20 protein-coding genes are annotated in these 26174 nt (G+C 43.7%); 8 read left to right on the top strand and 12 right to left on the bottom strand.

Annotated elements, in window-relative coordinates; genetic code table 11:
* Window positions 1-469: 469 nt before the first annotated feature.
* A complete protein-coding gene (locus tag L1077_RS18980; protein ID WP_237138494.1) occupies window positions 470-1462 on the top strand; it encodes an alpha/beta hydrolase family protein in 993 nt (330 codons plus the stop codon).
* Window positions 1463-1547: 85 nt separating this feature from the next.
* Here L1077_RS18980 and gorA read toward each other — a convergent pair whose 3' ends face one another.
* A complete protein-coding gene (gene gorA, locus L1077_RS18975; protein WP_237138493.1) occupies window positions 1548-2906 on the bottom strand; it encodes a glutathione-disulfide reductase in 1359 nt (452 codons plus the stop codon).
* Window positions 2907-3058: 152 nt separating this feature from the next.
* On the opposite strand from gorA, the gene prlC reads away from it, so the two are divergent.
* The 4 genes from prlC (at window position 3059) to L1077_RS18955 (ending at window position 9330) form a co-directional block, all read left to right on the top strand.
* Window positions 3059-5104 (top strand): oligopeptidase A, encoded by a 2046-nt coding sequence (gene prlC / locus L1077_RS18970; protein ID WP_237138492.1) that lies wholly within the window; start codon window positions 3059-3061, stop codon window positions 5102-5104.
* A 122-nt stretch (window positions 5105-5226) separates the two neighbouring features.
* Complete coding sequence (locus L1077_RS18965; protein WP_063360996.1) at window positions 5227-6381, top strand: response regulator; 1155 nt, start codon at window positions 5227-5229, stop codon at window positions 6379-6381.
* 86 nt (window positions 6382-6467) lie between these two features.
* Window positions 6468-7235 carry a class I SAM-dependent methyltransferase gene (locus L1077_RS18960; RefSeq protein WP_063360995.1) on the top strand — a complete coding sequence of 256 codons (768 nt, stop codon included), beginning with the start codon at window positions 6468-6470 and terminating at the stop codon, window positions 7233-7235.
* 166 nt (window positions 7236-7401) lie between these two features.
* Window positions 7402-9330: a methyl-accepting chemotaxis protein gene (locus tag L1077_RS18955; RefSeq protein ID WP_237138491.1), complete on the top strand. Its 1929-nt coding sequence runs from the start codon at window positions 7402-7404 to the stop codon at window positions 9328-9330.
* A gap of 131 nt (window positions 9331-9461) precedes the next feature.
* Here L1077_RS18955 and L1077_RS18950 read toward each other — a convergent pair whose 3' ends face one another.
* Entirely contained in the window at window positions 9462-11600 is a 2139-nt protein-coding gene (locus tag L1077_RS18950) for a S8 family peptidase (protein WP_237138490.1), read from the bottom strand.
* 366 nt (window positions 11601-11966) lie between these two features.
* On the opposite strand from L1077_RS18950, the gene L1077_RS18945 reads away from it, so the two are divergent.
* From L1077_RS18945 to L1077_RS18935, 3 genes are all read left to right on the top strand, one after another.
* Entirely contained in the window at window positions 11967-13154 is a 1188-nt protein-coding gene (locus L1077_RS18945; RefSeq protein ID WP_237138489.1) for an NAD(P)/FAD-dependent oxidoreductase, read from the top strand.
* An 892-nt stretch (window positions 13155-14046) separates the two neighbouring features.
* Window positions 14047-15015, top strand: a complete 969-nt coding sequence (locus L1077_RS18940; protein WP_237138488.1) for a WD40 repeat domain-containing protein — start codon at window positions 14047-14049, stop codon at window positions 15013-15015.
* Between the two features lie 217 nt (window positions 15016-15232).
* Window positions 15233-15754 carry a hypothetical protein gene (locus L1077_RS18935; RefSeq protein WP_237138487.1) on the top strand — a complete coding sequence of 174 codons (522 nt, stop codon included), beginning with the start codon at window positions 15233-15235 and terminating at the stop codon, window positions 15752-15754.
* Window positions 15755-15989: 235 nt separating this feature from the next.
* On the opposite strand, the gene L1077_RS18930 is transcribed toward L1077_RS18935, so the two are convergent.
* The 10 genes from L1077_RS18930 to L1077_RS18885 form a co-directional block, all read right to left on the bottom strand.
* The gene (locus L1077_RS18930; protein WP_237138486.1) at window positions 15990-17708 is read right to left on the bottom strand and encodes an alkaline phosphatase D family protein; all 1719 of its coding nucleotides are present in this window, start codon (window positions 17706-17708) and stop codon (window positions 15990-15992) included.
* Window positions 17709-18011: 303 nt separating this feature from the next.
* On the bottom strand, window positions 18012-18419 hold the full coding sequence (locus tag L1077_RS18925; RefSeq protein WP_237138485.1) for an ExbD/TolR family protein: 408 nt from the start codon (window positions 18417-18419) through the stop codon (window positions 18012-18014).
* Between the two features lies 1 nt (window position 18420).
* A complete protein-coding gene (locus L1077_RS18920) occupies window positions 18421-19107 on the bottom strand; it encodes a MotA/TolQ/ExbB proton channel family protein (RefSeq protein ID WP_237138484.1) in 687 nt (228 codons plus the stop codon).
* Window positions 19107-19718 (bottom strand): energy transducer TonB, encoded by a 612-nt coding sequence (locus L1077_RS18915; RefSeq protein WP_237138483.1) that lies wholly within the window; start codon window positions 19716-19718, stop codon window positions 19107-19109. The genes L1077_RS18920 and L1077_RS18915 overlap by 1 nt, the downstream gene beginning before the upstream one ends.
* A 115-nt stretch (window positions 19719-19833) precedes the next feature.
* Window positions 19834-21363 carry a PepSY-associated TM helix domain-containing protein gene (locus L1077_RS18910; protein WP_237138482.1) on the bottom strand — a complete coding sequence of 510 codons (1530 nt, stop codon included), beginning with the start codon at window positions 21361-21363 and terminating at the stop codon, window positions 19834-19836.
* Between the two features lie 9 nt (window positions 21364-21372).
* Window positions 21373-21624, bottom strand: a complete 252-nt coding sequence (locus tag L1077_RS18905) for a hypothetical protein (protein WP_237138481.1) — start codon at window positions 21622-21624, stop codon at window positions 21373-21375.
* Complete coding sequence (locus L1077_RS18900) at window positions 21614-21958, bottom strand: hypothetical protein (RefSeq protein WP_237138480.1); 345 nt, start codon at window positions 21956-21958, stop codon at window positions 21614-21616. Before L1077_RS18900 ends, L1077_RS18905 begins: the two co-directional genes overlap by 11 nt.
* Window positions 21959-21988: 30 nt before the next feature.
* Entirely contained in the window at window positions 21989-24430 is a 2442-nt protein-coding gene (locus L1077_RS18895) for a TonB-dependent siderophore receptor (RefSeq protein ID WP_237138479.1), read from the bottom strand.
* Between the two features lie 107 nt (window positions 24431-24537).
* The gene (locus tag L1077_RS18890) at window positions 24538-25455 is read right to left on the bottom strand and encodes a DUF4880 domain-containing protein (protein ID WP_237138478.1); all 918 of its coding nucleotides are present in this window, start codon (window positions 25453-25455) and stop codon (window positions 24538-24540) included.
* The gene (locus L1077_RS18885; protein WP_237138477.1) at window positions 25455-25946 is read right to left on the bottom strand and encodes a sigma-70 family RNA polymerase sigma factor; all 492 of its coding nucleotides are present in this window, start codon (window positions 25944-25946) and stop codon (window positions 25455-25457) included. Before L1077_RS18885 ends, L1077_RS18890 begins: the two co-directional genes overlap by 1 nt.
* Window positions 25947-26174: the final 228 nt, after the last annotated feature.

Genomic DNA, 26174 nt, shown 5'->3' with positions numbered 1-26174 from the left:
ATTAGTTGGTGTAAATGAGGTTTCCTGATTTTTAATTTATTATGTTGAAAGGTTATATCTTTAATGTGGCTGTTTTTGTTGATGGAACACTGAGTGGTTAATTTTCATGATGTTATTTATTTTATGGTAATGATATGTATAGTGTTTTTTAGTACGTTGCGAGCGAAAATAGTATCGGATTCATTTTGTTGAATTTGAAGCCCTCGTTGTATCTTATTTTTGTGAATATTACTGTACAGATTGGCGAACTAATTTGAGCCTAATAGCCCATAGATGATATAGGTCTTGTAGACGTTAAACACTTTGGCTGGTCTTCGCTTTCGCTCTTAAGTAGTTAAAAGCAAACTCCACACCTCTCTCCTCACTTTTATATTGAATAAGGTTATGATTATTCAATGAACATTAATGTAATGAATGCAAACATAGTGTACTTATTTTGAAGTGTTTTAAAGTGCAAGGAAAAGTCGTAATGCATGTTTTGATAGTGTTTATATTCTTATTAATATCTTTTAATTCTCAGGCAACCAGTACCGATTTGAAGTCTGTGCAAAGCTGCTACAAAGGGCCTTTTTCACAATACAGCCATTGGATAGATTTTATGGAGAAGAAGTTCGCAAAAAAGGGGTTAAACGAGCAAGCGCTACAAAAGAAAGTATCTCATTTCCAATCTATGTTTAGTGAACAAGCATTCAATGATTTCAAAGCGCATTTGACATGCGAAACCTTTACTTATCAAGTGAATGGGCAAGACGTCAAAGGCTTTGTTGTGAAGCCCATAAATAATAAGAAGAAAATGCCCGTCATTATTTACAACAGAGGCGGTAATGGCAATTATGGTGCGGTGGTGTTCGGGCATTTAATGAGGAATGTTTTTCCGCTTGCCAAAGAAGGGTTCATTGTAATTGGCAGCCAGTACAGAGGTACCTTTTCACGTGACGACACTCTAGATCAATTTGGTGGCGTAGACGTGGCAGATGTAACAGCATTAATGGATATTTTACCGAACATTGAGGGCGCGGATAGTAAACGGGTCGGCATGTATGGTGTCAGTCGCGGCGCGATGCAAACACACTTAGCGGTAAAAGAGATGCCAGCAGTGAAAGCCATAGCCACTCAGGCTGGGGTTGTTGACCTAAACAAAGAGCTTGAGTTTCGCCCAGCGATGGAAAGAGTTTATAAAAAACGGATCCCGAATTACAGCGCTGAGAAACATGCCCAATTAGCGAAGCGTTCCGTGATGACATGGGTAGATAAATTGCCAAAGCAGACTCCTATCTTAATTATGCACGGTGACAAAGATAAACGCGTATCGGTTGATAACTCAATTCGATTTGCAAAAGCATTGGCGCAACACAAGGTGCCGCACAAATTGGTTGTTTACCAAGGTGATAATCATGGTTTAGATTTGAATAGAGAAGCTGCGTTTTCTGAGCTATCTAGTTGGTTTCACACTTATCTATAAAGTCAAAATACGTCAGTGATGAATTAATATTTTAAAAAGCGCACACTGTTTAATCAGTGTGCGCTTTTTGCATTTTTGGTGAGAGTTATCGCATTGTCACAAACTCTTCTGAGCCTGTTGGGTGGATAGCAACAACAGAATCGAAGTCTGCTTTGGTTGCACCCATCTTCATTGCTACACCAAAGCCTTGGATCATCTCATCAACGGCAAAGCCAATGCCGTGTAAGCCAACGATTTTTTCTTCAGGGCCTGCACATACTAACTTCATGCGACATGGTTGACGATGTTGTGTCACCGCTGTGTACATGGCTGCAAACGTCGAGTTGTATACCTTGATGTTGTCTTCACCATATTGGGCTTTGGCTTCTGGTTCCGTTAAACCTATGGTGCCGATCGGTGGGTGACTGAATACCACTGTCGGGACTAGGTTGTAATCCATTTTTGCGTTAGGCAGTTCTGGGTTAAATAGGCGCTCAGCCAGCATACGACCCGCTTTCACTGCAACAGGTGTCAATTCGATGCCGCCTTCCATGATATCGCCAAGTGCGTAAATACCTGGTACTGATGTATTTTGCCACTCATCAACCTTCACAAAACCTCTTTCAGTAACATCCACATCAGTTGCTGCAAGGTTGATTTTATCTGTTACAGGCTCGCGGCCAATTGCCCAAATCACCTGATCAACAGTGTGTGATTCACCATTTTCAAGGTGCAGAGTCACTGAACCATCAGCCTCTTTCACGAGCTCTTTTGGCGTTGAGTTAGTGTGTAATGTTGGGCCTTCTTTTTCCATGACTTCAGTGAGCGTTTCAACCACCATAGGGTCAAAGTTGCGTAGTGGAGCATGTTTACGAACAAACAGATGAGTTTCTGTGCCTAGGCTGTGTAGTACGCCGGCAAGTTCTACAGCAATATAACCTGCGCCAATGACGGCAACACGGCGTGGCTGCTCATTTAACTCAAAAAAGCCATTTGAGTCTATTCCGTGCTCTGCACCTGGAATATTTGGAATGCTTGGACGACCGCCCACTGCAATACAAATATGATCTGCGGTGTACTGTTCGCCATTTACTTCGATGGTTTTATTATCGATGAACTTGGCAAAGCCATTGATCACGGTAACGCCATTGCTGGCAAGATATTTGTTGTAACCTTGGTGGATACGGCCAATATAAGCCTCACGGCTTTCAACTAATTTGGCCCAATTGAAGTTTTTTAGCTCAACGTCAAAGCCGTAGTCTGGTGCATAAAGTTTGATGGCTTCAGCAACTTGTGCGCCGTGCCACATTACTTTTTTAGGTACGCACCCGACATTCACACAGGTGCCCCCCATGTGTTTTGCTTCGACAAGGGCGACCTTTGCGCCACGCATTGCCGCTCGGTTTGCTGATGCGATACCACCGCTACCACCGCCAATGGCAATGTAGTCAAAATGTTGAGCCATAATGTTTCCTCTTCTGAATTCGCTGAACTAGTCTTAGTATGACAGCTTTTATACGCCATAACTTTCAACTAGATTAGTAAGTTTTACTTGTATTTGCGCTATTAGCCCTTATTTCAAGTTTATTCAGGAAATAAAAAATTAAGAGAGACACTATGAGCAACCCATTAATTGGCCTTGAAGGATTACCGCCATTTTCAAAAATAAAGCCTGAGCATGTTGTACCTGCACTAAAATCAGCCATTGAACACTGTCGTAAAACCATAGATTCAGTGCTTGAGCAGGCGCAATTTAACTGGCAAAACTTTGTTCAACCTCTTGAAGAAGCAGATGATAAGTTATCTAAAATGTGGTCCCCTGTGTCTCACATGCACTCAGTTGTTAATAATGAAGAATTAAGAAAAGCGTATGATGAGTGCCTACCCCTGATTTCAGAATATTCAACGTATGTTGGTCAGCACCAAGGCTTATACCAAGCGTACTTATCAATTGAACAAAGCGACGAATTTGAAAGCTTAAGCACAGCACAACAAAAAACCATAAAAAATGCGCTAAGAGATTTTAAACTGTCGGGTATTGCTTTGGATGAAGCCGGACAAAAACGTTACGGTGAGATAAGTGCAAAGCTTTCTGAGTTGGGCGCAAAATTTGGTAACAATGTGATGGATGCTACTCAAGCGTGGCATTTACATGTCACTAATGAAGCCGATTTAGGTGGTTTGCCAGAATCAGCGCTGGCCCTAGCTGCGCATACTGCACAAGCAAAAGAGCTTGAAGGCTGGGTATTTACGCTAGATATTCCTTCTTACTTACCGATTATGACGTACGCAGACAATCGCGACTTGCGTGAGCAAATGTATCGCGCATTTGTGACGCGCGCATCTGATCAGGGCCCTAATGGTGGCGAGTTTGATAACTCAGCGATCATGACTGAAGCGCTTGCACTGCGTCACGAATTAGCTGTGCTATTAGGTTTTGATAGCTTTGCAGATAAGTCGCTGGCAACCAAAATGGCTGAAACACCAACACAGGTTTTTGACTTTTTAAATGACTTGGCGCAAAAGTCTAAGCCTCAAGCGCAGCAAGAAGTTGATGAATTGAGAGCATTCGCCAAAGATGAACATCAGGTTGAGCAGCTAGAAGCGTGGGATTATGGCTATTACGGTGAAAAGCTAAAGCAGGCCAAATATGCCATCTCAGATGAATTATTACGTCCTTACTTCCCTGCAGATCGCGTGTTAAGTGGTTTATTTGAGACCGTTAATCGCCTATTTGACATTAAAGTCACTGAAGTGAGTGAATTTGACAGTTACCACGAAGATGTGCGTTTTTTTGCTATCCATGACAACAACGGCGTGCTGCGCGGTCACTTTTATTTAGATTTGTATGCGCGTGAACACAAACGCGGTGGCGCTTGGATGGACGATTGTATGGGCCGACGTACATTGTCAGATGGCACATTGCAGACACCGGTTGCTTATTTGGTATGTAACTTTAATAAAGCGGTTGGTGATAAACCAGCGCTATTTACGCATAATGAAGTCACCACGTTATTCCATGAGTTTGGTCATGGTATTCACCATATGCTGACGCAAATTGATGCGCCTGCTGTTGCGGGCATTAATGGTGTGGCATGGGATGCGGTTGAGCTTCCAAGTCAGTTTTTAGAAAACTGGTGTTATGAAGAAGAAGCGTTGAGCTTTATATCTGGACACTACGAAAGTGGTGAGCCACTACCAAAAGCGTTATTAGACAAGTTACTGGCGGCTAAAAACTATCAATCAGCCATGCAAATGCTCAGACAGATTGAGTTCTCATTGTTTGATTTCCATATTCATGCCGATTATCAGCAAGATGAAGCGTGCCAAATTCAAGCGAGACTGAACCAAGTCAGAGAGCAAGTCGCCATTATTAAAGCGCCAGAGTTTAACCGATTCCAGCATAGCTTTAGTCATATTTTTGCAGGGGGCTATAGCGCAGGTTACTACTCGTATAAATGGGCTGAGGTACTGTCAGCAGATGCCTATTCTCGCTTCGAAGAAGAAGGCATCTTCAATGCGCAAACAGGTAAAGACTTTATGGAAAACATCCTAGAAATGGGCGGTTCAGAAGAGCCTATGGTGTTATTCCAGCGCTTTAGAGGTCGTTCGCCACAAGTTGATGCATTGTTGCGTCACAGTGGTATTGGCAAAGCCGCATAAACGCGTATTGCAATCTTCATATGAACAAAGCGTCCGAAAGGGCGCTTTGTTGTTTTTGCACTCGCAAAATAAACAGTTCCGTCTATGCTTTGGTAAAGACCTGATCTTGTAGGGAAAGCCATATGACAAATTTAGTGCTTGCCATTGACGATGACAAGCTCATTCACCATGTTATCGAGCAGTCATTATCGCAAAGTTGTAAATTGATCCACGCAAAAAATGGCGAGCAGGGCTTAAGGTTAGCAATTAAATATCAACCGGATATTATTTTGCTCGACGTGGAAATGCCGGGCATGTCTGGCTTTGAAGTGTGTGAACGCCTAAAAGCAGGAGAGCACACCGCAGATATTCCCGTAATGTTCTTATCTTCCAAATCAGATATTAGCGAACGTATGCGCGGGTATAATGCGGGAGCCGCTGATTACATTGTAAAGCCATTTGAAGGGTCTGAATTATTGGCGCGGATCAAAGTCTTGGATGATTACCGCCGTCAATCGGTGGCGCTTAAGCAAGACATGCAAAGGGCGCAAATAACCGCTGAAATCGCCATGACAGACTCTGGGGATATGGGTCGGATAATGCGTTATGTCGGTCAGTCTTACCATGCCCATGATTTAACCACTCTGTCGGAGTACTTTTTAGAGTTTTTTACGCCGCTCAATTTAGAGGTGGCGCTGGCTTTTTGGTACCACAATCAAGCGGTATTCTTTTCCCAAGAAGGTGCAATACAACCAATAGAGCAAGAGTTGTTAGAAACCAACAAAGAGGGCAGCCGGTTTGTTGATTTTGGTCGCCGCACTATTATTAATTACCCCAAAGTATCCTTATTAATTAAAAACATGCCTACCGATGATCCTGCGCTTTATGGCCGCTTTAAAGATTTGCTGCCGCATATTCTCGAGGCCACCAATGCCAAAATAAAAGATATGGAAGTGAGCGAAGTGGCATTGAATAAGGTTGAGGAAATTGGCTTGGCATTTGCGCAGTTGAGTGAGCAGCTTGGTGGCATTGGTGAGATTTATGGCGCGAAGGTCGCGGAGTTTGAGCAATTTGTTAAAGATGACGCTGTTAAAACCGGACTGAATGAAGCGCATAAGGTGTCTCTTGAGCGCTTGAGTGAACATTTTTTATTTGTGAATGATGAGTTTTCAATTATTCGCTATAAGCTGGGTGAAATCACTCAAGTACGCCAAGAGCTTATTCAAAGCCTCAATCAAATGGCTAAGCCTTGGGGAGAGGATGAGGTACCCGCACAAACCGACATTGAATTGTTTTAGTCGATGCGACACAACAGCGTCGATTGGATTCTTTTTTCCTTCATTAAGCGATATAATCTGCAGGCTTAACCGACAGGAGCCTGCAGTTGTATATTCACACGCCATTTGAAGAAAACCGTTCTTATTTAGATGAGATCACAAAACGCTTTGAGTTAGATAAACACCAAGCGCTCGATGAGGAGTTTCGTTTGGTTTATGATGAAGCGGGGTTGGCGCTATTTAAAAAAGATGAGCCAAAGCTTGGGGCCATTCGTGTCGATTTTGTCACTGGGGCCAGTGCCCACCGACGTAAGTTTGGTGGTGGCAAAGGTCAAGCCATTGCCAAGGCGGTTGGATTAAATAAAGGCGTAACGCCTGTGGTGCTCGATGCCACTGCGGGTCTTGGACGCGATGCATTTGTATTGGCGTCTTTAGGCTGTAAAGTATTGATGCATGAAAGGCACCCCGTAGTCGCAGCGCTTTTATATGACGGATTGCAGCGCGCCTATCAAGATGCAGAAATTGGCAGCTGGATGCAAGAGAATATGCATATCGCATTTGGTTCAAGCCACGCACTACTTGAACAGGCAATGCAGGATGAGTCGAGACGCCCTGATGTGGTGTATCTAGACCCTATGTTTCCGCACCGTGAAAAATCCGCACAAGTGAAAAAAGAAATGCGCGTGTTTCAATCCTTAGTTGGTGCAGACAATGACGCCGACGCCTTGCTGCCTTTTGCGACTCAATTGGCGACCAAGCGCGTTGTGGTAAAACGCCCAGATTACGCACCGTTTTTAAATTCACACACACCCAGCATGCAAATTACCACGAAGAAAAATCGTTTTGATGTCTATGTCAACGCGGCGATGAAGTAAACATCTACATGCAGACTTTTGCCCTGTCGCGAGTTTGTACACAAAAAGCATACTAAAAAAGTATGCTTTTATCTGAGATTGCTCATTTGGTAAACAACTTACATCAAAATGTCATAAAAGGTTAATACTCTGAGCCCGAAATTCACTTTTTGGGATTGTAGTACATATGCGTGTTTCATCTTTCACTCGGCTGCTGGCGGTGTTGTTAGCCATTGCCAGTATCATTCTTGCGGCGACCTTATTGTGGGCAAGTCAGGTCTTTAGTAAGTTAGATCAGCAAGATAGCGCATATACTCAGCTTAAAAATACGGTTTTAATTGATTTAGCTGGTACGGTTGAAGATTACCTCAGCTCAGGTGATAGCCTGTATTTAAATCAGGCCAGCGAGCAGATCAATATAATCAAAAATAAGCACTTAGCAACCATGTCTAGTGATGCAATGACGGATATGGAAAAGCAACTAGATGCATTAAATGGTGATATTCAGGGTAAGTATCGAGCGCTGGGCAAATTATCGGGCAATGAATTAGCACTACTTGATAATGCACTGCGGCAAATGGCGGGCTCAGCTTCCTCATTGATGAATTATGTTGCACAGGCGCAAGGCCATGCTCTGAGTGATCGCTATTATGCATTGGCGTCCGATTACTATTTTGAAACCACCAATTTAAGCATTTATACCTACCAACTGGTATTGCACTACGACCAAGCAACACAGCAAAGCTTGCACAAATCACTCAACAGACTACAAACCTTCGCATCGCAAATTGATAGGCTAGATGATTTAGGCGTGATGACCGAAGTGGATGAGGATGAGCTTTTTCTGGGGGAAGAGCCTGAAGATTTAGCGCAAGAGATCAAGTCTGAATTGAGTAGCTGGCCAAATCGCTTTAGCCGTGACTTAGAAAATACACTACGTCAGGCACAGCAACGCCAAGCGGGGATCACGTCACTGCGTGATGATATTAAGCAATTATCTGCACTGATGTTAGATGCAGGCGAGCAGTTAAAGCGCCGTCAGGTAGAGCTCAAGTCCCAAGTATTTACTATTTTTGGCGCTGCCATTGGCTTGCTCGTATTGCTGGCTGTTGGTGTGTATTGGGTGCAGTTTAGTCAAGTGCTGACACCGCTGCGCAACTTACGAGATGGCTTTGCCTTTTTAATTGAGAGTAATGAGCTGAAACAGATTAAGTGTAAGCGAGCCAATACTGAAGTAGGTGAAATTGCTCAGTATTTTAATCAATTGATTGAAAGACAACGGGTAGAAGCTCAAGAGCGCGAGCAAATGCTGCAAGTAATCAACGACTTTATGCAAGACATGAATCGAAACTTGGCCAGCATAAGTCAGCAATCAGAGCATACCTATGAGCAGGTAGCGCATAATCAACATCAGCTGGATGAGATCAAATCAATCGGCTTTGAAGCCAGTAATATCAATCAGCAGGTAGCTGATAACGCCAGTGATACGTTTAATGCGATGACACAAAGTGTCGGCTTTGCAGAGTCGATGCTTAAGGCCAGCTCAAGTACACAAAGCCGTGTGGATCAAGGGCTGGTGAGTCTCAATGAATTGCTCGTTGGGGTTGAAGATGTCGGCAAGGTGATAGAGATGATCCACACCATTGCTGAGCAAACTAACTTATTGGCACTGAACGCGGCCATTGAGTCTGCACGTGCCGGTGAGCACGGCCGAGGCTTTGCGGTAGTGGCCGATGAAGTGAGAAAGCTTGCCCGTCAAACGCAGGACTCGCTTACAGACATCAATGCGCAGCTTAATATTTTAAGTGATAATTCCAGTAAGGTATCAAATCAGATCAGTGCATTAGCCCAAGAGGCGCAGCAGCAAACTGAACATGCCCAAGAGTTAAAGCGAAACTCAGAAGGCGTTGCTGAGCGTGCACAAGGTGCCAGCCAAGTCGCCGCGGATGCGATGTCACTGAGTAATCAGCAAACCGAATTGGTAGATAGTTTTAGCAGCTCTATGGCGACGATGAAAGCGCAGGTGAGTGGGTCAAACCAACAGATCAGTGATATTCAACAGCGCTTAGAACAGCAAATGGCGCAGATCAGAGCAAGTTTGGGTTTGCAGTCATAATCAATGATTAACGTGAGAGTAAGCAAAAAGCCAAACAAATGTTTGGCTTTTTTATTGTCTTAATGTAGCTGACGCGGGATGTAAAAAGCCGGAGTTACTCCGGCTTAGTTTGTTACATTAAGTGCTAGGGATTATTTGTACTGTGCGTCTAGTGTCACACCAGAGAAAGTACGGTATGCACGTAGACCAATGTGCCAAACGCCAGCAGCTGGGTTGGTGATGGTGCATGTTTCAGCGTTACCGCCTTCATATGGACGACACTGGTAAGTAGACGTTGAAGGAGCGCTACCTGGGTTTACATAAAGGTCTGCATCACCTGAACCACCTGAGATTTTAACCGTTAGGCTCGACATGCCAGCCGGGACAGTCACTTGGTGACGGCTCCAGTTGCCTGTTGATGCAGATAGGTTTGTCTCAGTGATACCACCAGGTTGTGTGCCTGTGCTTTCTGCGTTTGCAACAAGGCTCACACCGCTATACGCTGAATAACCGCGCATCATTACGTGATATGTGCCAGAAGCGTTATCGATAGTACACACTTCGTTGTTACCACCTTCATATGGACGACAGTCATAAGTTGTCGTTGTTGGCTTAGCACCTGCTCTGACGTAAAGGTCAGCATCACCTGTGCCACCACTCATTGTGAAGGTAACTTTGCTTGCGCCAGCAGGCGTTTCAAATGTGAAGAAAGCTTCAGCATCTTTTGCACCACTTAGGCCTGTTTTTGCTTCACCATCAACTAATACATTGTCACCTGGGTTTGTATTGTCATTGCCAAGTGCCATATCAACGGCCGCGTTTGCGTCAACGATACCAGTACCACAGTTAGTACACGTTGCAGGGAAGCTACGTGTGGTATTTTTAAGAATTGTTTCGATTTCGTCAGGCGTTGCAGTAGGTTTTGCTTGCTTGATAAGCGCTGCAATACCTGCAACATGTGGTGCTGCCATCGACGTACCTTGTGAGTAGCTATAGCTATCGCTCACAGGTGTGTTGCTACCTGAGTTATAAGTAGAAAGAATGCCTTCAGGGTCATTGGCGAAGCTTTGTGCGCCACCTGGTGCTGCAACGTCAATTGAAGAGCCGTAGTTTGAGTAGTATGCACGGCCACCATCACGACCTACAGATGCAACGTTGACGATGCCAGCACAGTTACCTGGGTTGTAGTTATTTGCATTGTCGTTGTCGTTACCCGCAGCGATAACAATCACAGAGCCGTTTGCACGTGCTTGGTTAATCGCATTTTGTGTCGTAGAGCTACATGCACCGCTACCACCTAAACTCATGTTGATAACATCAGCTGGGTTGGCGTTTGCAGGCACACCTGAGACTGAACCACCAGATGCCCAGATGATACCGTCAGCGATATCAGATGTTAAACCACCACACTTACCAAGTACACGTACCGGTACAACTTTAGAATCATAAGCAACACCGGCAACACCTTCACCATTGTTAGTTACTGCAGCAACAGTACCGGCAACGTGTGTACCGTGCCAGCTTGAGTTACGTGCGCTGTGAGTATAACCACACTCGTTGGCTGTCACTGCATCACCTGGGTCACGTGCATCGCTGTCGCGACCGCCGCCGTCATTTGCTACTGACAGGTTAGAGATCATGTCGTAACCTGGTAGGATATTTGCGTTTAAGTCAGCGTGTGGACGGTAACCTGTATCTAGTACAGCGACTACTACACCACTACCTGTTGCTTTGTCCCATGCTGCAGGTGCGTTAATACCGCCCGCCGCTTCAAAGTAGTGCCATTGTGAGCTGTAGCTTGGATCGTTTGGAGCAGCAAATGGCTGTAGCATTTGGTCAACTTCGATGTGCTCAACGTTGCCTGATGCAATCATGTCTTGCATGAATTTTTGTGTTTCTGCTGCATTAAGCTTCTTGTCTGCACGCATTACGTGGTGGTTTGAAAGCGCCATCGGACGAACGTACTGCGCTTTAGCTGCTGCACGCTTGCTGTTGAAGCCTTTTACGAAACTGCGAGCGCGTGTATTCATCATGGCAGGAGACATATCGACACTTGAAAGTGACATGATGTCATTGCCGCTGTTGTTGTTTTTATATTTGATGATGAACTGCGTACCGAAACCGCTTTGTGATTCTAGTTTTTGCGCGATTTGGGCTTGGCTTGGCAGTGCTGGCGCTAATAACTCAACTTGTGTGTTAACACCTTCTGGCATTGCCATTACTGCGTTTGCTGAAAGTAATCCTGTTACAGCCATTGATATTGCTGCTAATTTAAAATTTCCTGTTGTCATTTTTTTACCCTTGTTTTACTTGTTGTTTTTCTTGGCAACCTCTATGTGCCAAGAGGTTAACAAACGTAAATTCATTGTTCTTTTTGTGAAAGTATTGTTTTGTTATTTACACTATTCATTTAGTTATAAGGAGATGGATAAAAGGCTTTATTATTTCATTATCATTATGTTTTTATTAAACTTTATCAAAATATTCCTGGTTAAAGAATAAACTATTTTTCAATGTAAAAAAATGTAAATGATTTATCTCATATTCTAAAAAGTGATAGAAATATGCTTTTTTGGTTGTGTTTTGAACTATAAACTCCCCCTCAAGCTTAAAAAAAGTTATAATTGCGGCATAAGTTTTTCGTTTCAGAGTATACAATGTTGCAATTTGACGTGGTGATCATCGGCGCAGGTGCCGCTGGATTAATGTGTGCGGCGCAATCTGGTTACAGAGGCCGAAAGGTCGCTATTGTTGATATGGGAAAAAAAGTGGGAAGAAAAATTCTCATTAGTGGCGGTGGTCGTTGCAATTTTACCAATGAAAATGCCAGCCCAGAAAACTATCTGTGTGCCAATCCTCACTTTGTGAAATCCAGTTTAAGCCGCTATAGCCAGCATGACTTTATTGAGCTGGTGGACCGTCATGGCTTAAATTATCACCACAAAACACTTGGGCAACTATTCTGTGATAACAGCGCACAAGACATCGTTGATATTTTGATGACTGAATGTGAGTGGGCTGGCGTTGAAGTCTTTTTACGTAATGAAGTGCTCAATGTTGAGCGAGACGAGCAAGGTCTATATATAGTCACCACATCAGAGCATACCTTTAGTTGTACTTCTTTGGTGGTCGCATCTGGCGGCCTAACTATGCCAAAGCTGGGTGCAACACCAATCGGTTATAAAATTGCAGAGCAATTTGGCTTAAAGTTATTGCCAACAACCGCAGCGCTAGTACCTTTTACCTTGCACGACCACGATAAAGCGCGCTTTGAAGGCTTGTCTGGGATCAGTGTAGATAGTCTAGTGACCAGTGATGATGGCACGCAGTTTAGAGAAAACATCTTGTTTACTCACCGCGGCCTATCGGGCCCTGCAATCTTACAAATATCTTCTTTTTGGCGAGCAGGGCAGGCAGTCAGTATCAACTTATTACCGGATACAGATGTGGCTGAGTTATTGCACGATTGGCGTCAAAACCAAGGCCAAAAGTCAGTTAAAAACCTGCTTGGGCAACTGCTTCCCAAACGCTTTGTTGATGCATTAATTAACGACAACAGCGTACCTGATAAACCCGCTAATCAACTAACCCATGGCGAGATTGATACCATCGCCGCGACATTAACTGCTTGGAAAATAAAACCGAACGGTACAGAAGGTTACCGCACCGCAGAGGTGACCTTAGGGGGTGTTGACAGTAACGAGCTGAGCTCTAAAACCTTTGAAGCGAAAAAAGCCAAAGGCCTGTACTTTATCGGTGAAGTCACCGAAGTTACTGGCTGGCTTGGCGGCTATAATTTCCAATACGCATGGTCTAGCGGCTGGGCGTGTGGGCAGGTGTGCTAGTTTTTGTGTTGAGACAATAAAGTTTGTAACAAAGGGGTGATCGCTTAGCCCCTTTATTGTATCTGCACATAGGTGCAAAATATACGTTGCGAAGCAAGGTTACTTTTGCGCAAGGTGAAATAAGCAACTTACACACACATTAAAAAGTACTGATTAGCGCATTCATGTGCCAGCACGCCTTGGCCTGAAGCCTTCATATCAAAGAGCCTGCCCTCATCATCCTATCGAAGGTCAGGACCCATTCGGCAGAGGCGCTAGGTTTATATGCACTCTACCCCTCGTCGTTCTGACGAAAGTCAGAAACCATTTTGCAGCTCTGTTAATTTGAACAATGACTTTTGCGCAAGGTGAAATGAGCAACTTACACACATATTTAAAAGTACTGATCAGCACACTCATGTGCCAGTATGACTTGGCCCGTATCAATGCCAGTACATGACTCATCAATTGCTTATTTTCAGGCGCCATCGAATGGAAAGTGGCATTGTCTGAAGCCTTCATATTAAAGAATCTGACTTCTTTTACTTGGTGTTTTAAATTCAGCCATAATCTGACCCTCGTCATTCTGACGAAAGTCAGAAACCATGCTATAGAGCTGTAAGTTTGAACAATAACTCTGGCCTTTTTGATTACTGAACAACAGAAATGAGAAAATATCTGCCGTTGAAAAATGTAATATCACCATGCAAAATGCGGGACCTGACCTCGTTTGTTTCTAATTCGGAGTTTTGCTTTGGCGACTTTATGAGCGTGGATTGCGACGACCGTTCAAAGCAAATTGTCCAATCAGATAATTTGTTGGATTATGCCAAGAGTAATATCTGCAGTTGTGAACGTTTATTCGGAAACAAGATTATTGGCCTTAGCGCCTAATATTGAAAGGAATATAAAAATGAAAAAAATATCCGCTATGGCTTTCTCGTTACTATTAACGGGCTGTTTTTGGGGTTCTCACTTTGAAGCGCCAGCAAGCTCTCAAAAGCAACATGGCTCAGGGTTAGTACAATCATCTGATCTCTCTGATGACGGTGCTTTGTCTATTATTGCAAGGCAAAATGAAGTTTGCTTATGGAGTAACCTCTCAGATAAAAAAGTATTTCCCTGTATCGCTGAGGGCAATATTGAGTTGTCAGGAATAGCTGAAAACGCCAGCGTGTTTTATATATCCAACAGGCTGTCAGTCAGCCTATTTTCTACAAAATCTGGTAAGCCCTTAGGCGCATGGTCAAGTGGTGAAAATATTATTAGAGATATTGCGATATCTAATGACGGTGAAACTTTACTGTTAGGGTATAGAAGCGGCAAAACGGAAGTGATAAATGTCAGAGCTAATAGCCGATCGCTATACACATTACACGACTTAGATGTAAACACCGTGGCGCTGTCTGCTGATGGGCGTACAGCAATGACAGGCTCCAGTGACAAATTCGCTAAACTGTGGGATGTACAAACAGGCAAAGAATTACAGTCTTATAAATTCTCTACCAGAGTCAACCATGTTTCTCTAAACGCAGACGCGACTAAGGCGTTTGTACTGGACTCTGTGGATGCTCGTCAGTTTATTGATTTAAAAGCACAAGAGTTAAGCTCGTCCTTATCTACATTTGGCAACTTCATAGAATTTAATCAGTCGGCATTTATTAACAATGATCAGTGGTTACTCACCGCTTCTCCAAACCAAAAAGTGCAGATTTGGCGTGTTGCAGATGGGGATTTAATTGCAAAGTTTATGGCGAATAAAGTTGATGGTCGAAATCGAGCTTCAGTATTAAGCATCGCGGTGAATGAGTCTAAGCAAGTTATCATCAGTGAAACCAATGACGGCGTAGTGGAAACTTGGCCAATAAATACGCAGCTTTAAGTCCAGTTTAGGACTGCATTGTTTGTTGGTTTTAATAATTAACCCCAAGTGAATTATTGATGTTTTTGCTTCTTTATTTGCACTAAATTGTGGCGTGGTTTCGTCAAAGCATATAGCGAATTTAACGTTTAAACTGTTTGCAAAACCGCGTTTAATTAATATCTAAAAAAGGATCTGATGAAATTTGAGGACTTCAAATTTCAAGGAATGAAAAGCAATGGATTTGATAAGACATATGATACTAGCACTTGTCTGTATGCCTTTGTTGGCAACTGCAGCAGGTGCAAGAGTGGATGCACCGATAGCAAACCCTAACAGCTCTGCTACTTCTATAGTAAAAATGAGTGATGCGCATACTCGCTTTACTTTCAGAGTGATTAAATCAATGTTGAAAGACGAAAGATTTGCCAGTGATGGTGAAATTCAAAGTGTAGTAGCTGCAGTCGAACAGGCTGAGAAAGATATCGCAAAAAGAGCTGCTAAAGTTTGTATGGATTTGTTGAATTATGATATCAGCGATGTTCCTGCTTCAGTAAATTACTTTTTTACTGCTTTGAATGGCTTAGATAGTTACGAAGTGCAAAAACAACGTGAAGTATTAATCGGTTTGCCTGCGAGCTTACTGAATGTTGTAAGCGAAGCGAATATAACGCAAGTTTCAACAACAACAGCGGAATCGATTTTGAAAAATGGCGGCATGGAATGGCTTCTAGACCAAAAGGCTCTTTGTTCAAATTGATTGAGAAAGGAGTTATGAGCAATTGTATCTGCTCCAGTTTTAGCATAGTTCGTGAGTAGAACTAAAACTATGCGCTAAAACAACCTTCGTTTTACTGAGTTTTTTGCTCAAAGTCGCCCTTATTGCACATGGCATTATCTGGCGACTTGAGCTTCGTATAGGTTATGAGAGTACAATTTAATAAAAGCACTTTCGACAATATGATTGCTCAGCAACACATGCTGAAAAGCCACCTTTACATAATCCTTATCTCTTCCCTCTGCAATTCATCATCATTGGGCTTGCCATAATAGACGTTGGCGATAATCGACAAGGCATTGTTTTGCTCAGAGATATCGACCACTAAAAAGTTATTTTTACCTGCCATTTCAAATATGTTTTCTATCTCAATATGGGGTGAGCGATACATCTTTTTGCTGCTATCGATGGCAACGGCAGCCATTTTCGGTGGTGGCTTGCGAGAGATGGCACTGGAGGTGATGTTCATCACCTCGGCGTTGCGGAAGGTCGAAGATGAGATCTTGAAGGCAGATGCGCAGTGCACATCGCCGCTTAAAAAGGTGATGGGAACTTGATTAACATGGGATAGCTCACACACATGGTCTAACATGATATTGCGCTCTTTGATGTTGGTGTCATTGCCCCATTCATCAATGGCATCGTCCATGGCACCAAAAATTTTTAACAGTAGGTCCATGTTATTCATCACCGCGTCATTCCAATGCACGACCGGCACGGCAGTGACAATAAAAATGGCTTTCACACCGCTGGTTGCTGTGTCGCTAAGCCACTGTGCAAAGCGTATCATTTGCTCTGGGCCTAATAAACGCGCGCCGTCTGGTTGGTTTTCCACATCATGGTGCGAGCGAGTATCAAGCACATAAACACCGATAGGGCCTTTTATAAATCCGTAGTCCCATTGCTGCTGGCTATCTTCGATATCATAATGTCTGGTCGACACATTCGTATCTGGATTATGCAAATGCTGATAATCCAAATAAGCTCTCTTAGCAGCTTGGTACGCCAAGCGCGCGATGGTTGAGTTTATATGGTCATTGTCGTACTCAAAAAAGAGACTTAGTTTATCTATTCGCTGCGCTTTGGTGAGTGAGCCCCAGCCGTCCATAATTTCATGGTCGTCCCACATCATGTATTGAGGGTAAGCGCGATATACCGATTGCTGCGAGCCGAAGTTCCAATAAATGCGATAGTAGATGCGATAAAGCTTAGCTAAGTAGTCTATAACGCCTTCTTTGTTGAGTGTGCCTTGTTCTGTGTAGGCGTCATATAACGCGTTTTTGTGGCGACTGAGCCAATCCCATAAATCTTCAATGTCAGGTTGAGCCTGTTTGCACTTTGATTGCGCTCGTTTGCCATGGGTATCACAGTAGACTTGATCGCCACCGCCTATTACAAAGCGGGTGTTCCTTGCTTCCAGTGCTTCGCACAGATCTGGCCATAAGCCATCTGTAATCGACTTCTGTCCAAAGGGGTCGTGACAGCTATAAAACCCAAAGCTAAAGTCACGCCAATTGGGCCCTGACTGATCCGTGTAGAAGGTGTGATTGATACGATAACCTTTTTCAATTTTTCTCGGCAGTGTCTGGTGGGTATCGCCATAGGCAAATAAAAAGTAATGATAGCAAGTGTCTGGACTTAAGTTTTCTAGCGTGACACAGGCACAATTGTCATGTTTTTCTTCTGTATCAATTGGGCACTTTACTATACCTGCACCACTGAAGCAGACATCATCAGGGTGAGAACTAAATTCGTCAAGGCGGGTTTTGATTGTATCTATGTGGGCTGCTTCAACGAGGACGATACACCATTGCCCAGGCGTGAAGGTGCGTAGCCAAATCTTAGCGGTGGAGTCTGTGGTATGCCCAACAATACACATAGAGTTGAGTTTCGGTAGAGCTGACTCATATTGGTTGGGGTTGGGTAATCTTGTCATGTCTACTCCTTGGGCGACTGGATGAATTAAATATTATCCATGCGGACGGTCGGGTTTAACGTGTGTGATTGTCAAAATTATAGTGCGGTTTTCAACAGGTATTGATATTTCTGGAGTGAAAACGATATTGATTGGCGGGCATGTACGAGCGTATAACTTGACAGTAATAGGCCGTAATATCTTTTTGGCCTGTCTCAAAGATATAGTGGATGCATACCGATGTGATGACATTGAGTTGTGATTTAGTTCAGGTGTACAGTTTTCTTGAGAAGCCAATAGGCAAGCAGTGTGGTTGCTGCTGGCCTATTTTTTTTGCTCATCCTGCTTTGCAAAACTGACTTTATCGATATTTAACTCGTTTAACAGCGACATTAAACCATGCACATCCTGATACTGGGTTTTACTGCCCACATTTAAATGCACACTCAAATCGGTCTGCTCCGCTTGTTCAGTTAAATAGTGTCTGACTTGCGCTTGGTTAAGCGCTTGGCCGTTTACCAGCCATGTGCCCTTGTCGTTAATTGACAGGGTGAGCTGTGCAGATTGTACGGCTTGAGCTTGTCCATTGCTGACATCGACATTAAGCGCTTTGGTGAGCAAAGGGGAGGTGATCAGAACAATGACCAATAATACCAGCATGACATCAATCAAAGGCAGCATATTGGGCTCTTTAATGCTGGAAGTCTGTGCATCTTGCTGATTAAAATCCATATTAAGACCCAGATAAATGTGCAGGCGAGTGGCCAGTTAATAGGTAATTATGCCACTGCTGGGCAAAATAATTGAGGTCAGTTTGTAGCTGCTCATATTGCTTGGCAAAAAAGTTATAAAACAGCACCGCTGGAATGGCAACAACGATACCCACCCCAGTGATAATTAGTGCCTCAGCAATGGCTGGCGCGAGGGTGGTCAGCGTCGCCGTTGTTTGCTCGCCAATGACATTCAGGGATAAGTGAATGCCCCAAACTGTGCCGAGTAAACCGATAAAGGGTGCGCAGGCGGCGGTGGTAGCAAGTAAGTTCAAGCCATGTTTAGGTAAGGCGCGCTTGCTGTATAACGTTAATTGACTGGCGAGAAAATCAGACAATGTTAGTTGTTCACTGGGGGTGTCTAGATATTGCTGCTTTGCCAAGTTGCCAACTTTTGCAATGTGGTAATACAGACCAAAGCGTTTAAAAAGTTTAGAGTTTGGCGATACATGGGCTTGTCGAAATGCGACCAATGTTTCTTGTTTATGCCACAGTTGCTTTGCGTGACTTTGCTGGCGCTTGATACATAGCAAAGACCAACACAAATGAAGTGCTCGGCTCCAAGTCAAACATGACATGGCTAAAAGCAGTAAAAAAATGGCAAGAATGATTGGGTCAAACTGGCTGAGATATATAAATATGTTTGTCATTATGGGGTGGGCTCGATGGTTTTATTGGTATGTATGTGGGCTTTTTCAATTTCAAAAATAATACGTTGCTGGTACCAGTGTGAAATTGCTTCGTTATTGAGTAATGTGGGATAAAAAGACCAGTCTAAAATGGCGCGTTTCGCGGCCATATCTAGGGCATTAAAGCCACTGCTTTTAACAATGCGTGGAGACTCTACACCACCATGGACATTGACCAAAAACGTGACGGTGACAACGCCTTGTTGGCCAGCGGCTTTTGCATCTTCTGGGTAGACTGGCTGCGGCGCGTTAATTGGCCTGGCAAGCTGCTTCTGCCGTGCTGGTTCTGACCTTGCACTGATACCATTTTGTTTGACTATTTCTTGATTGTGAGCGCTTACTGTTTGTTTGTGTTTCGCATTTTCATTCGGTGTGGCGTGCTGTTGCGTGTTTGTGTGTGCAAAGTCACTTTGCTGCGGTGTGTTTGCAGTTGGAGGCGGTAATTCTGCCAGCGTCATTGTAAGGTAATTAGGCGTTATAGAGGTTGCTTCTTTTTTATCATCAGTCAACAAACCCAGTACAAGTATGTGCAGGGCCGCAACCAATATTAGCAAAACAACAAATCGCATCATTCAATCACAGTTATTTGGTTTAAATCATGCATATGGTATTGAATTGTTTAATACTAATCAATAATTAGCCCGCCGAGCAACATGCGATATTGACGGCGAGCTAGGCATTAAGATGTTACTCGGTGGTGCCTTTGTGGTAGTGCCTTGCTATTAATAAGCACAGTATTGCCATGGTCGTTAACGCGCCATTGACCCACCATATCGCTTTATCGGCCAGCAATAGTGGCTGTATGGCTAGCATGCCGTTGAATAAATCATAGGCGGGCGCCAATAAAAAGAGTAAAGCGGCCACTATTAACTGCTGGACCATGACTTTCCTTGGCGCGTTTATAACAAAAGCATGGAGCATGGCAAAAAACCAACTGAGGTGAAATACAGGCACAAGTATATTTTGCATCGCAAAATACTCAGACAAAAAGCGCGTTATGACAAAGCACATGGCGACTGAGATGAGTACGCCGCTTGAAAGGGCTAAGGTCATTGCACTGACAAAGCGTAAACCTATTTTGCTTTGCTGACGCTTTTTCACCCGCTTTTCTAACCAGATCAGGTTACCGGTTAAAATCAAATAACAGCACGCAAGACCCATTAAAAACATTAAAAAGCGCATGAGATCTCCGCCAAACGTCCCGTAATGTAGCGCTTCAAACGTTGCCGCGCTTGCCTGCGCCGGATTATGCTTGGTGATGTCGCCGCTCAGTTGCGTAAAGTCATCTAATGCAAAGCGTAGTCTATGATATTCATGTAATGAGCCGGGGTGGCGCAAAATCACTTCAACGTGAGCGGCTTTATCTGTCATACCATATGAAAATAGATAGGTGAGCTGATGCGTTGGGTAGCGCGTTTTAATGTGCGATAACAAGGCATCGTATTGTTGCGTTGGCAGTGTCAGGCCACTGGCTGTCTGTTGTATTGCATCCGGTTTACCAAGCGCTTTATCCAGTTCACTAAAGTCGCCATTAAATGCTGCAAACCCAAAGCTGGCTTGAAATAATAATGCGAGATTGAAATAGACGCCGGTCAGTGCATACATAAAGGTATAGGGAAATGCACTCACCCCAATCAATATATGGCCATCAAGGTATTTATCTTTGGCTTTGTTGGTCCGATATTGATAGTAATGACTGATGATTTTTTTTAGGTGGATGAGCAGGCCTGTTAGCAGCACCACAAAAAAAATTAAAGTGATTATCCCGACCAGTTCAAATCCAATGTTTGGAATATACAGGTGGTAGTGCATGCGATACAGCATGTCGGCAAGAAAAAACTGATTGCGATCGAGGTCGAGTAAACGTCCATCATCGGCGGCAAAGCTGTAGTTTACATATTGTCGTTTACCGTCTTGTGTAGCGAGAAAAAACACCGTGTAAAACGGTTTATTTTCACTGGGTAAATCAATACTGACTCGGTCATTGAAGCGAATGTCATAGCCAAGCCCTTGTAACTTATCAATGACGTGACTAACGGGGGTTTGCTCTTTGGGCAAGGCTTTATGAAAATTATGGAATCGGTCCCATTGATGAATTTCAGCGCGATAAAAAGACAGGCTACCACAGACAAAAATAATCATGAGTGCGCCAGAAATAATCAAGCCAAGCCAAGTGTGTGCATGGGTGAGGTTTTTTAAAGTATCTTTAGAAAACATGAGAAACCATTAGGTAAAAAAGGCTATCAAATAAATGAGCACTGCGGGCACAGCGCAGTATAGGCCGCGAAGCCAAGCCGCTTTGGCACTGCCTGCGCCATAGCAATATGTCATGATGCATGCCCAACCGGTTAGACCAACAGTTATGAAAAAAGCAGCAGAGATGGCGCTTAAGTCACGATAAAAGTGGATTAAACTACTAGGAAGCAAGGTGATGGTGATTAAACCGCAGATGAAGCCCGCAACCGTTTTATGCCACATAAAGATCCCCAAAAACAAAGTGCAAAGCAGTGGCAATCAGCACAAACACAATCACACTTGGCCAAACTGCGTGATTAAAGTGGTGAATTAAAAAAACCGGTGCCGCGAGGGCAAACATACTTAGTAGTAGGGTATAAGTAAGTGCGGCACCGATTGTCATACCTATTTGCACAAAGCCCCACACTGCAAGCAGGCATAGGAACAGTGCAAATAGGTGTAACAATCGGCGTCCAGATAAGGGGCGTGATAGCCATCGCTGTCGTGTGCTTGTTGCATAGTACAGCACGCCGCATAGCCATAAACTGGGCAGTAAATAATACATAATGATAGTCACGTATTGGCGGCTTTCGCCGCCTAATTGTTATTAGAATTTATAGTTGGCGTTGATGACCCAAGTACGTGGGGAGCCCGCTTTTTTTGGTACAAACCCGTATGTATCGTAGTAAGACTCATCCAGTAGGTTGCGTACATGCACCTTCACATCCAGTTGCTCGGTGACCTGATAACCAAGGTGAGCTGAAATCAGGGTTTCGCCTTGCTTGGTATCGGCCAGTGAGCCACGTCGAGTACCTGCTGGTAACCCTAGGTCAACGCCACGAGGTGCCAATACGTTTACTGTAGTGTCATTGTTCCACTGCAAGCCAAGGCCTGCTCGCCAATCATGGTATTGATAGCTTGTGTTTAACTTAAGTAGCTTGCGTGGCGCCTCTTTGTTGACGTTTTCACCTTGCTGATCTTCTAGTGAAAACTCGCTATAACTGGCGTTAAGTTGCCAGTTTTCAGTGATATCGCCCGCGATTTCAAGCTCAAAACCGGTTGAGTTTGCACCGTCGACTTGGCGGTATCGAATGGGGGTTGCATTGGCATATTCAGGAATGGCTTCAGCGACGTTTTTCAGCAAAGTATCAAATGCAGCAAAGTTGATATTAAATTTATCGTCAAATAGCGCCAGCTTGAGTCCAAGCTCAATATTTTGGCCGGTAATGGCTTCAATCGGCGCTAGGTTAACATCAACCAAGCCGGGTTGAGGCTTGTATGTATCCGTGTAACTTGCATAGATGTTTAAAGTGTCGAGTGGGCTGTATACCAAACCTAAGTACTTACTGTCGCCATCATCAGAAGACGAAGAAGCCGAGTGACCTTGCCAAGATGTATAGTTTTTATTGTTTTGTTTGAATTTATAAAACTTGATACCCGCGATCACATTGACCTGATCATGCACATCGATATTGGTGCTCAGTGCTAATGTTTCTTCATCGACGGTTTCCAGTCTGTCCATGATTTTCTGATTGATGTTTGGCGCTTGTATGTCTCGAGCAGGGTTAGCGTCAAACACGCTTGCCATTGGGTAAAAAGCACGACGACCTTCAGGTGTTTCCTCTTCGTACGTTACATTTGTATATTCTGTCTCGTTGTTTAAGTAAGTAATATTGATTTGGTGCTCGCGATCAAACAGTTCAACTCGGCCGATTGCACTGGCTGTCATGGTCGTTACTTCGCCTTCATCTGCAAAAAGAGAATCAATACCAAATAGGCCAAGACCTGTTTTAGGATCTACTGATGATGAGAAGTAGGTGAAAATAGACTCTAAATCATTGGTTCCGTGGTAAATTGCGCCATTGAGTTGCCAATCAAGGTTTAACTGGTGAGAGATCTTAAAGGTATAACCAGTATGCTCTCTATTTTGAAATGCATTTGGCGAGGCGAGGTTAGTTGATGCTGGCAAATCTGTACGGCTGCCATCGTTATAAAAAATAGGCACTCCCCACTGCACACCATGGTGATCTAGTTTTTGGTGGTGGAGTGTCAAAGCGGCTTCAGTTTGCTCTTGTGCGCCAAAATAGCCATGAAATTGAGTGTAGAACACCTGCTTTTGGGTGTCTTCTCTATCTACATAGGTATCACCATCTTCAAATACCAAGACAACGCGTGCCGCATATTTACCGTCTTCGGTTAATGCATTGCTGGCATCTAGTTCAGCGCGTTTGTGGTTGAAGCTACCCAGCTCGGCAGAGACATTCAGTAAACGTTCGCGTGTTGGTTTTTTAGAGATAAGGTTTACGGTTGCTGATGGCTCACCTGCACCCGCCATTAAACCCGCCGCACCACGCAGTACTTCGACTGAGTCATAAACGGCACTGTCTAAGCGAAATTCTTGGCCGCGAGAAAAACCAGCTGGCATGCCATCTTTAACATATTCATTGACGTAAAAACCGCGAGAAGAAAACAGCGTATCGTCTGATGTGCCATATTTATAACGATAAACACCCGCGCTATTATTGAGCACATCTTCAACATCATCTAGCCCATAATATTCAATAAAATTAGCATCTAAGACTGAGATTGACTGAGGGGTTTCCTTGACAGATAAATCAAGTCCAGTCGGTGAGGAGCTGCGTTCAATGGGCTGGCCTAAAATTTCGATGGTTTCAACGGCTTTGACATGCATATCGGGTAGTTGTGCGACAGGCGTGTCAGTATCAGCATCATAGATGACGTAGCCGGTGTCTGTTTTTGCAAAGCTGAGTCCAGTGCCGGCCAATAATTGGGTGATGGCTTGATGAACGCTCAAATTGCCTAAAATCTGGTTACTTCTGAGATCTTTACTTAGCTTACTATTGACTGAAATAGAGGTACCCGTTTGCTCTCCTAGCTCTGAAATTGCTTGATCAAGCGTGCTCACAGGTAAATTTAACGCGTGGACTTGAACCTCTGCCATAGTATGCATGGGAGAGGCAAGCAGTACACCCGAGAGACTCGCTGCGAGTAGGCTAAATTTAAATGATTTAATAGGCTGAGCAACCATGATTTTCCTTAGTTTAAAATAATGTGTCACTCTCTATGCCCCGTGAGCAGACAAAATCTGCCAAGCTTTTTCAAATTATTTTATAATTTTTCTTAAGGTTTTGAAATTTATGTCTTTTTGTTAATTACCTGCCAGGCATTTGGCACACCATTGAGTGTCAGTTCAGGGAAGGTATGGAGTATTTGCGATAGAATTTGCTTGGGATCTGTCAGAGAAAAAGTGCCGCTAATATGCAATTGAGCAGCCGCTGGCGCAACTCTGATACTGCCATGTAAATAGCGAGACAGTTCTGCAATAAATTGTTTAAGCGGCATTTGAGACACACTGAGCATGCCTTTGGTCCAACTTGTCATGTGTCTGGGTGTTTCAACAATGCGTGTGCTATTGCGGTCGGCGATGAGGGTATGGTCTTTGTCTACGGTATAATTTTGCCCATGTGCGACAATATCAAAACGCTGATTTAGCGCACTAAAGCGTACTTGTTTATTATCATCAAAGAGAATGAATTCACCGCCAGACTCAGCATTAAAGTGGCAATGAGGACTCGAGATAGCCAAGGGCACTTGGCAGACAATATGCGCTTCACCATATTTGAGCCAAAGTGTTTTTGCATCTAAATTTATGGCGCTGTGCGTATTGAGGGCCACTTTAGCTTGCGCTAAATGCGTTAACTGCAGTTGTTCGCCAATTTGTGCATGGTGATCTGCCAAGTGCGCGCTGATCCCCAACTCTTTTTGATATCGCCAAGTGAGCCAACTTGATATAGACAATGCCGCGATAGATTTTAAGACATGACGGCGGCTTTGATTTGCTTTGGTAATCGTCGACAGTGATTGCGCTGATGATAGCGGCAAGTTTGTGAAGATTTGCTGTGAATGGGTTACTTGTTGCCAGGCTTGCTGGTGGCAGTCGTGTTCGTTTAGCCATTGCTCAAAATCTTGTTTTTGCGCCAGCGATAAGGGGGCTGTTTCATGTTTTACATACCATTCTATCGCTTGCTCAAGGACGTCATGAGTTTGCTGCATTATTGAGTCTGCACCTCAATACAGGCAAGTACCGCTTTACACATCGCTTTTTGTACCATGTTAACCGTGATATGCAATTGCTCTGCAATGTCTTTATATGCCATACCGTCAATACGGGCCATAATAAACACCTGTTGCTCACGCTGCGGTAGCTTTTCTAAAACTTGCGCTAATTGTTCCAATAAATCCACGATTTGCTGCTGCGTTTCAGGGCTTGGTGCTAGGCACTGCGGCTGTGCTGCAAGTGTCTCTAGGTAGGCTTGTTCAATAGAGAGTCTGCGCCAATGATTGTTTACTAGCCCGGTGGCTAAAGTGGTTAGGTATGCTTTTGGTGTATGTATTTGCTCAAGGGTATTACGCTTTTGTTTATTTAAAATTCTGAGAAAGGTATCTTGTGCAAAATCAGCAGCCTGTGCTTGGCAGTTCAACTTGCTATATAAAAACTGTTTCAACCATAAGTGGTGCTCTTGATACAAAGACGCTATTTGCACAACCACTCCTTCACTTTTCTCAATGGGAATAAAAATTGTTCGCAATTATAAGCTTTAATGCAATATAAGCAAGGGAAGGTTGTTCCTTATATAGGTTCTGTGGACATTGCTCAATGTTTAAGGGGAATGTTTGTTTGTATTTATATGCATTTAGGCGGAACAATGGGCAAAACTTTGCCACAATATCACGGTTTTGAGTAAATAAATGCACAAAGTGGCATCCTTTTT

Source organism: Pseudoalteromonas luteoviolacea (genome assembly GCF_021654285.1).
Lineage (GTDB): Bacteria > Pseudomonadota > Gammaproteobacteria > Enterobacterales > Alteromonadaceae > Pseudoalteromonas > Pseudoalteromonas luteoviolacea_J.
This window is presented reverse-complemented; position numbering and strand designations above follow the sequence as displayed.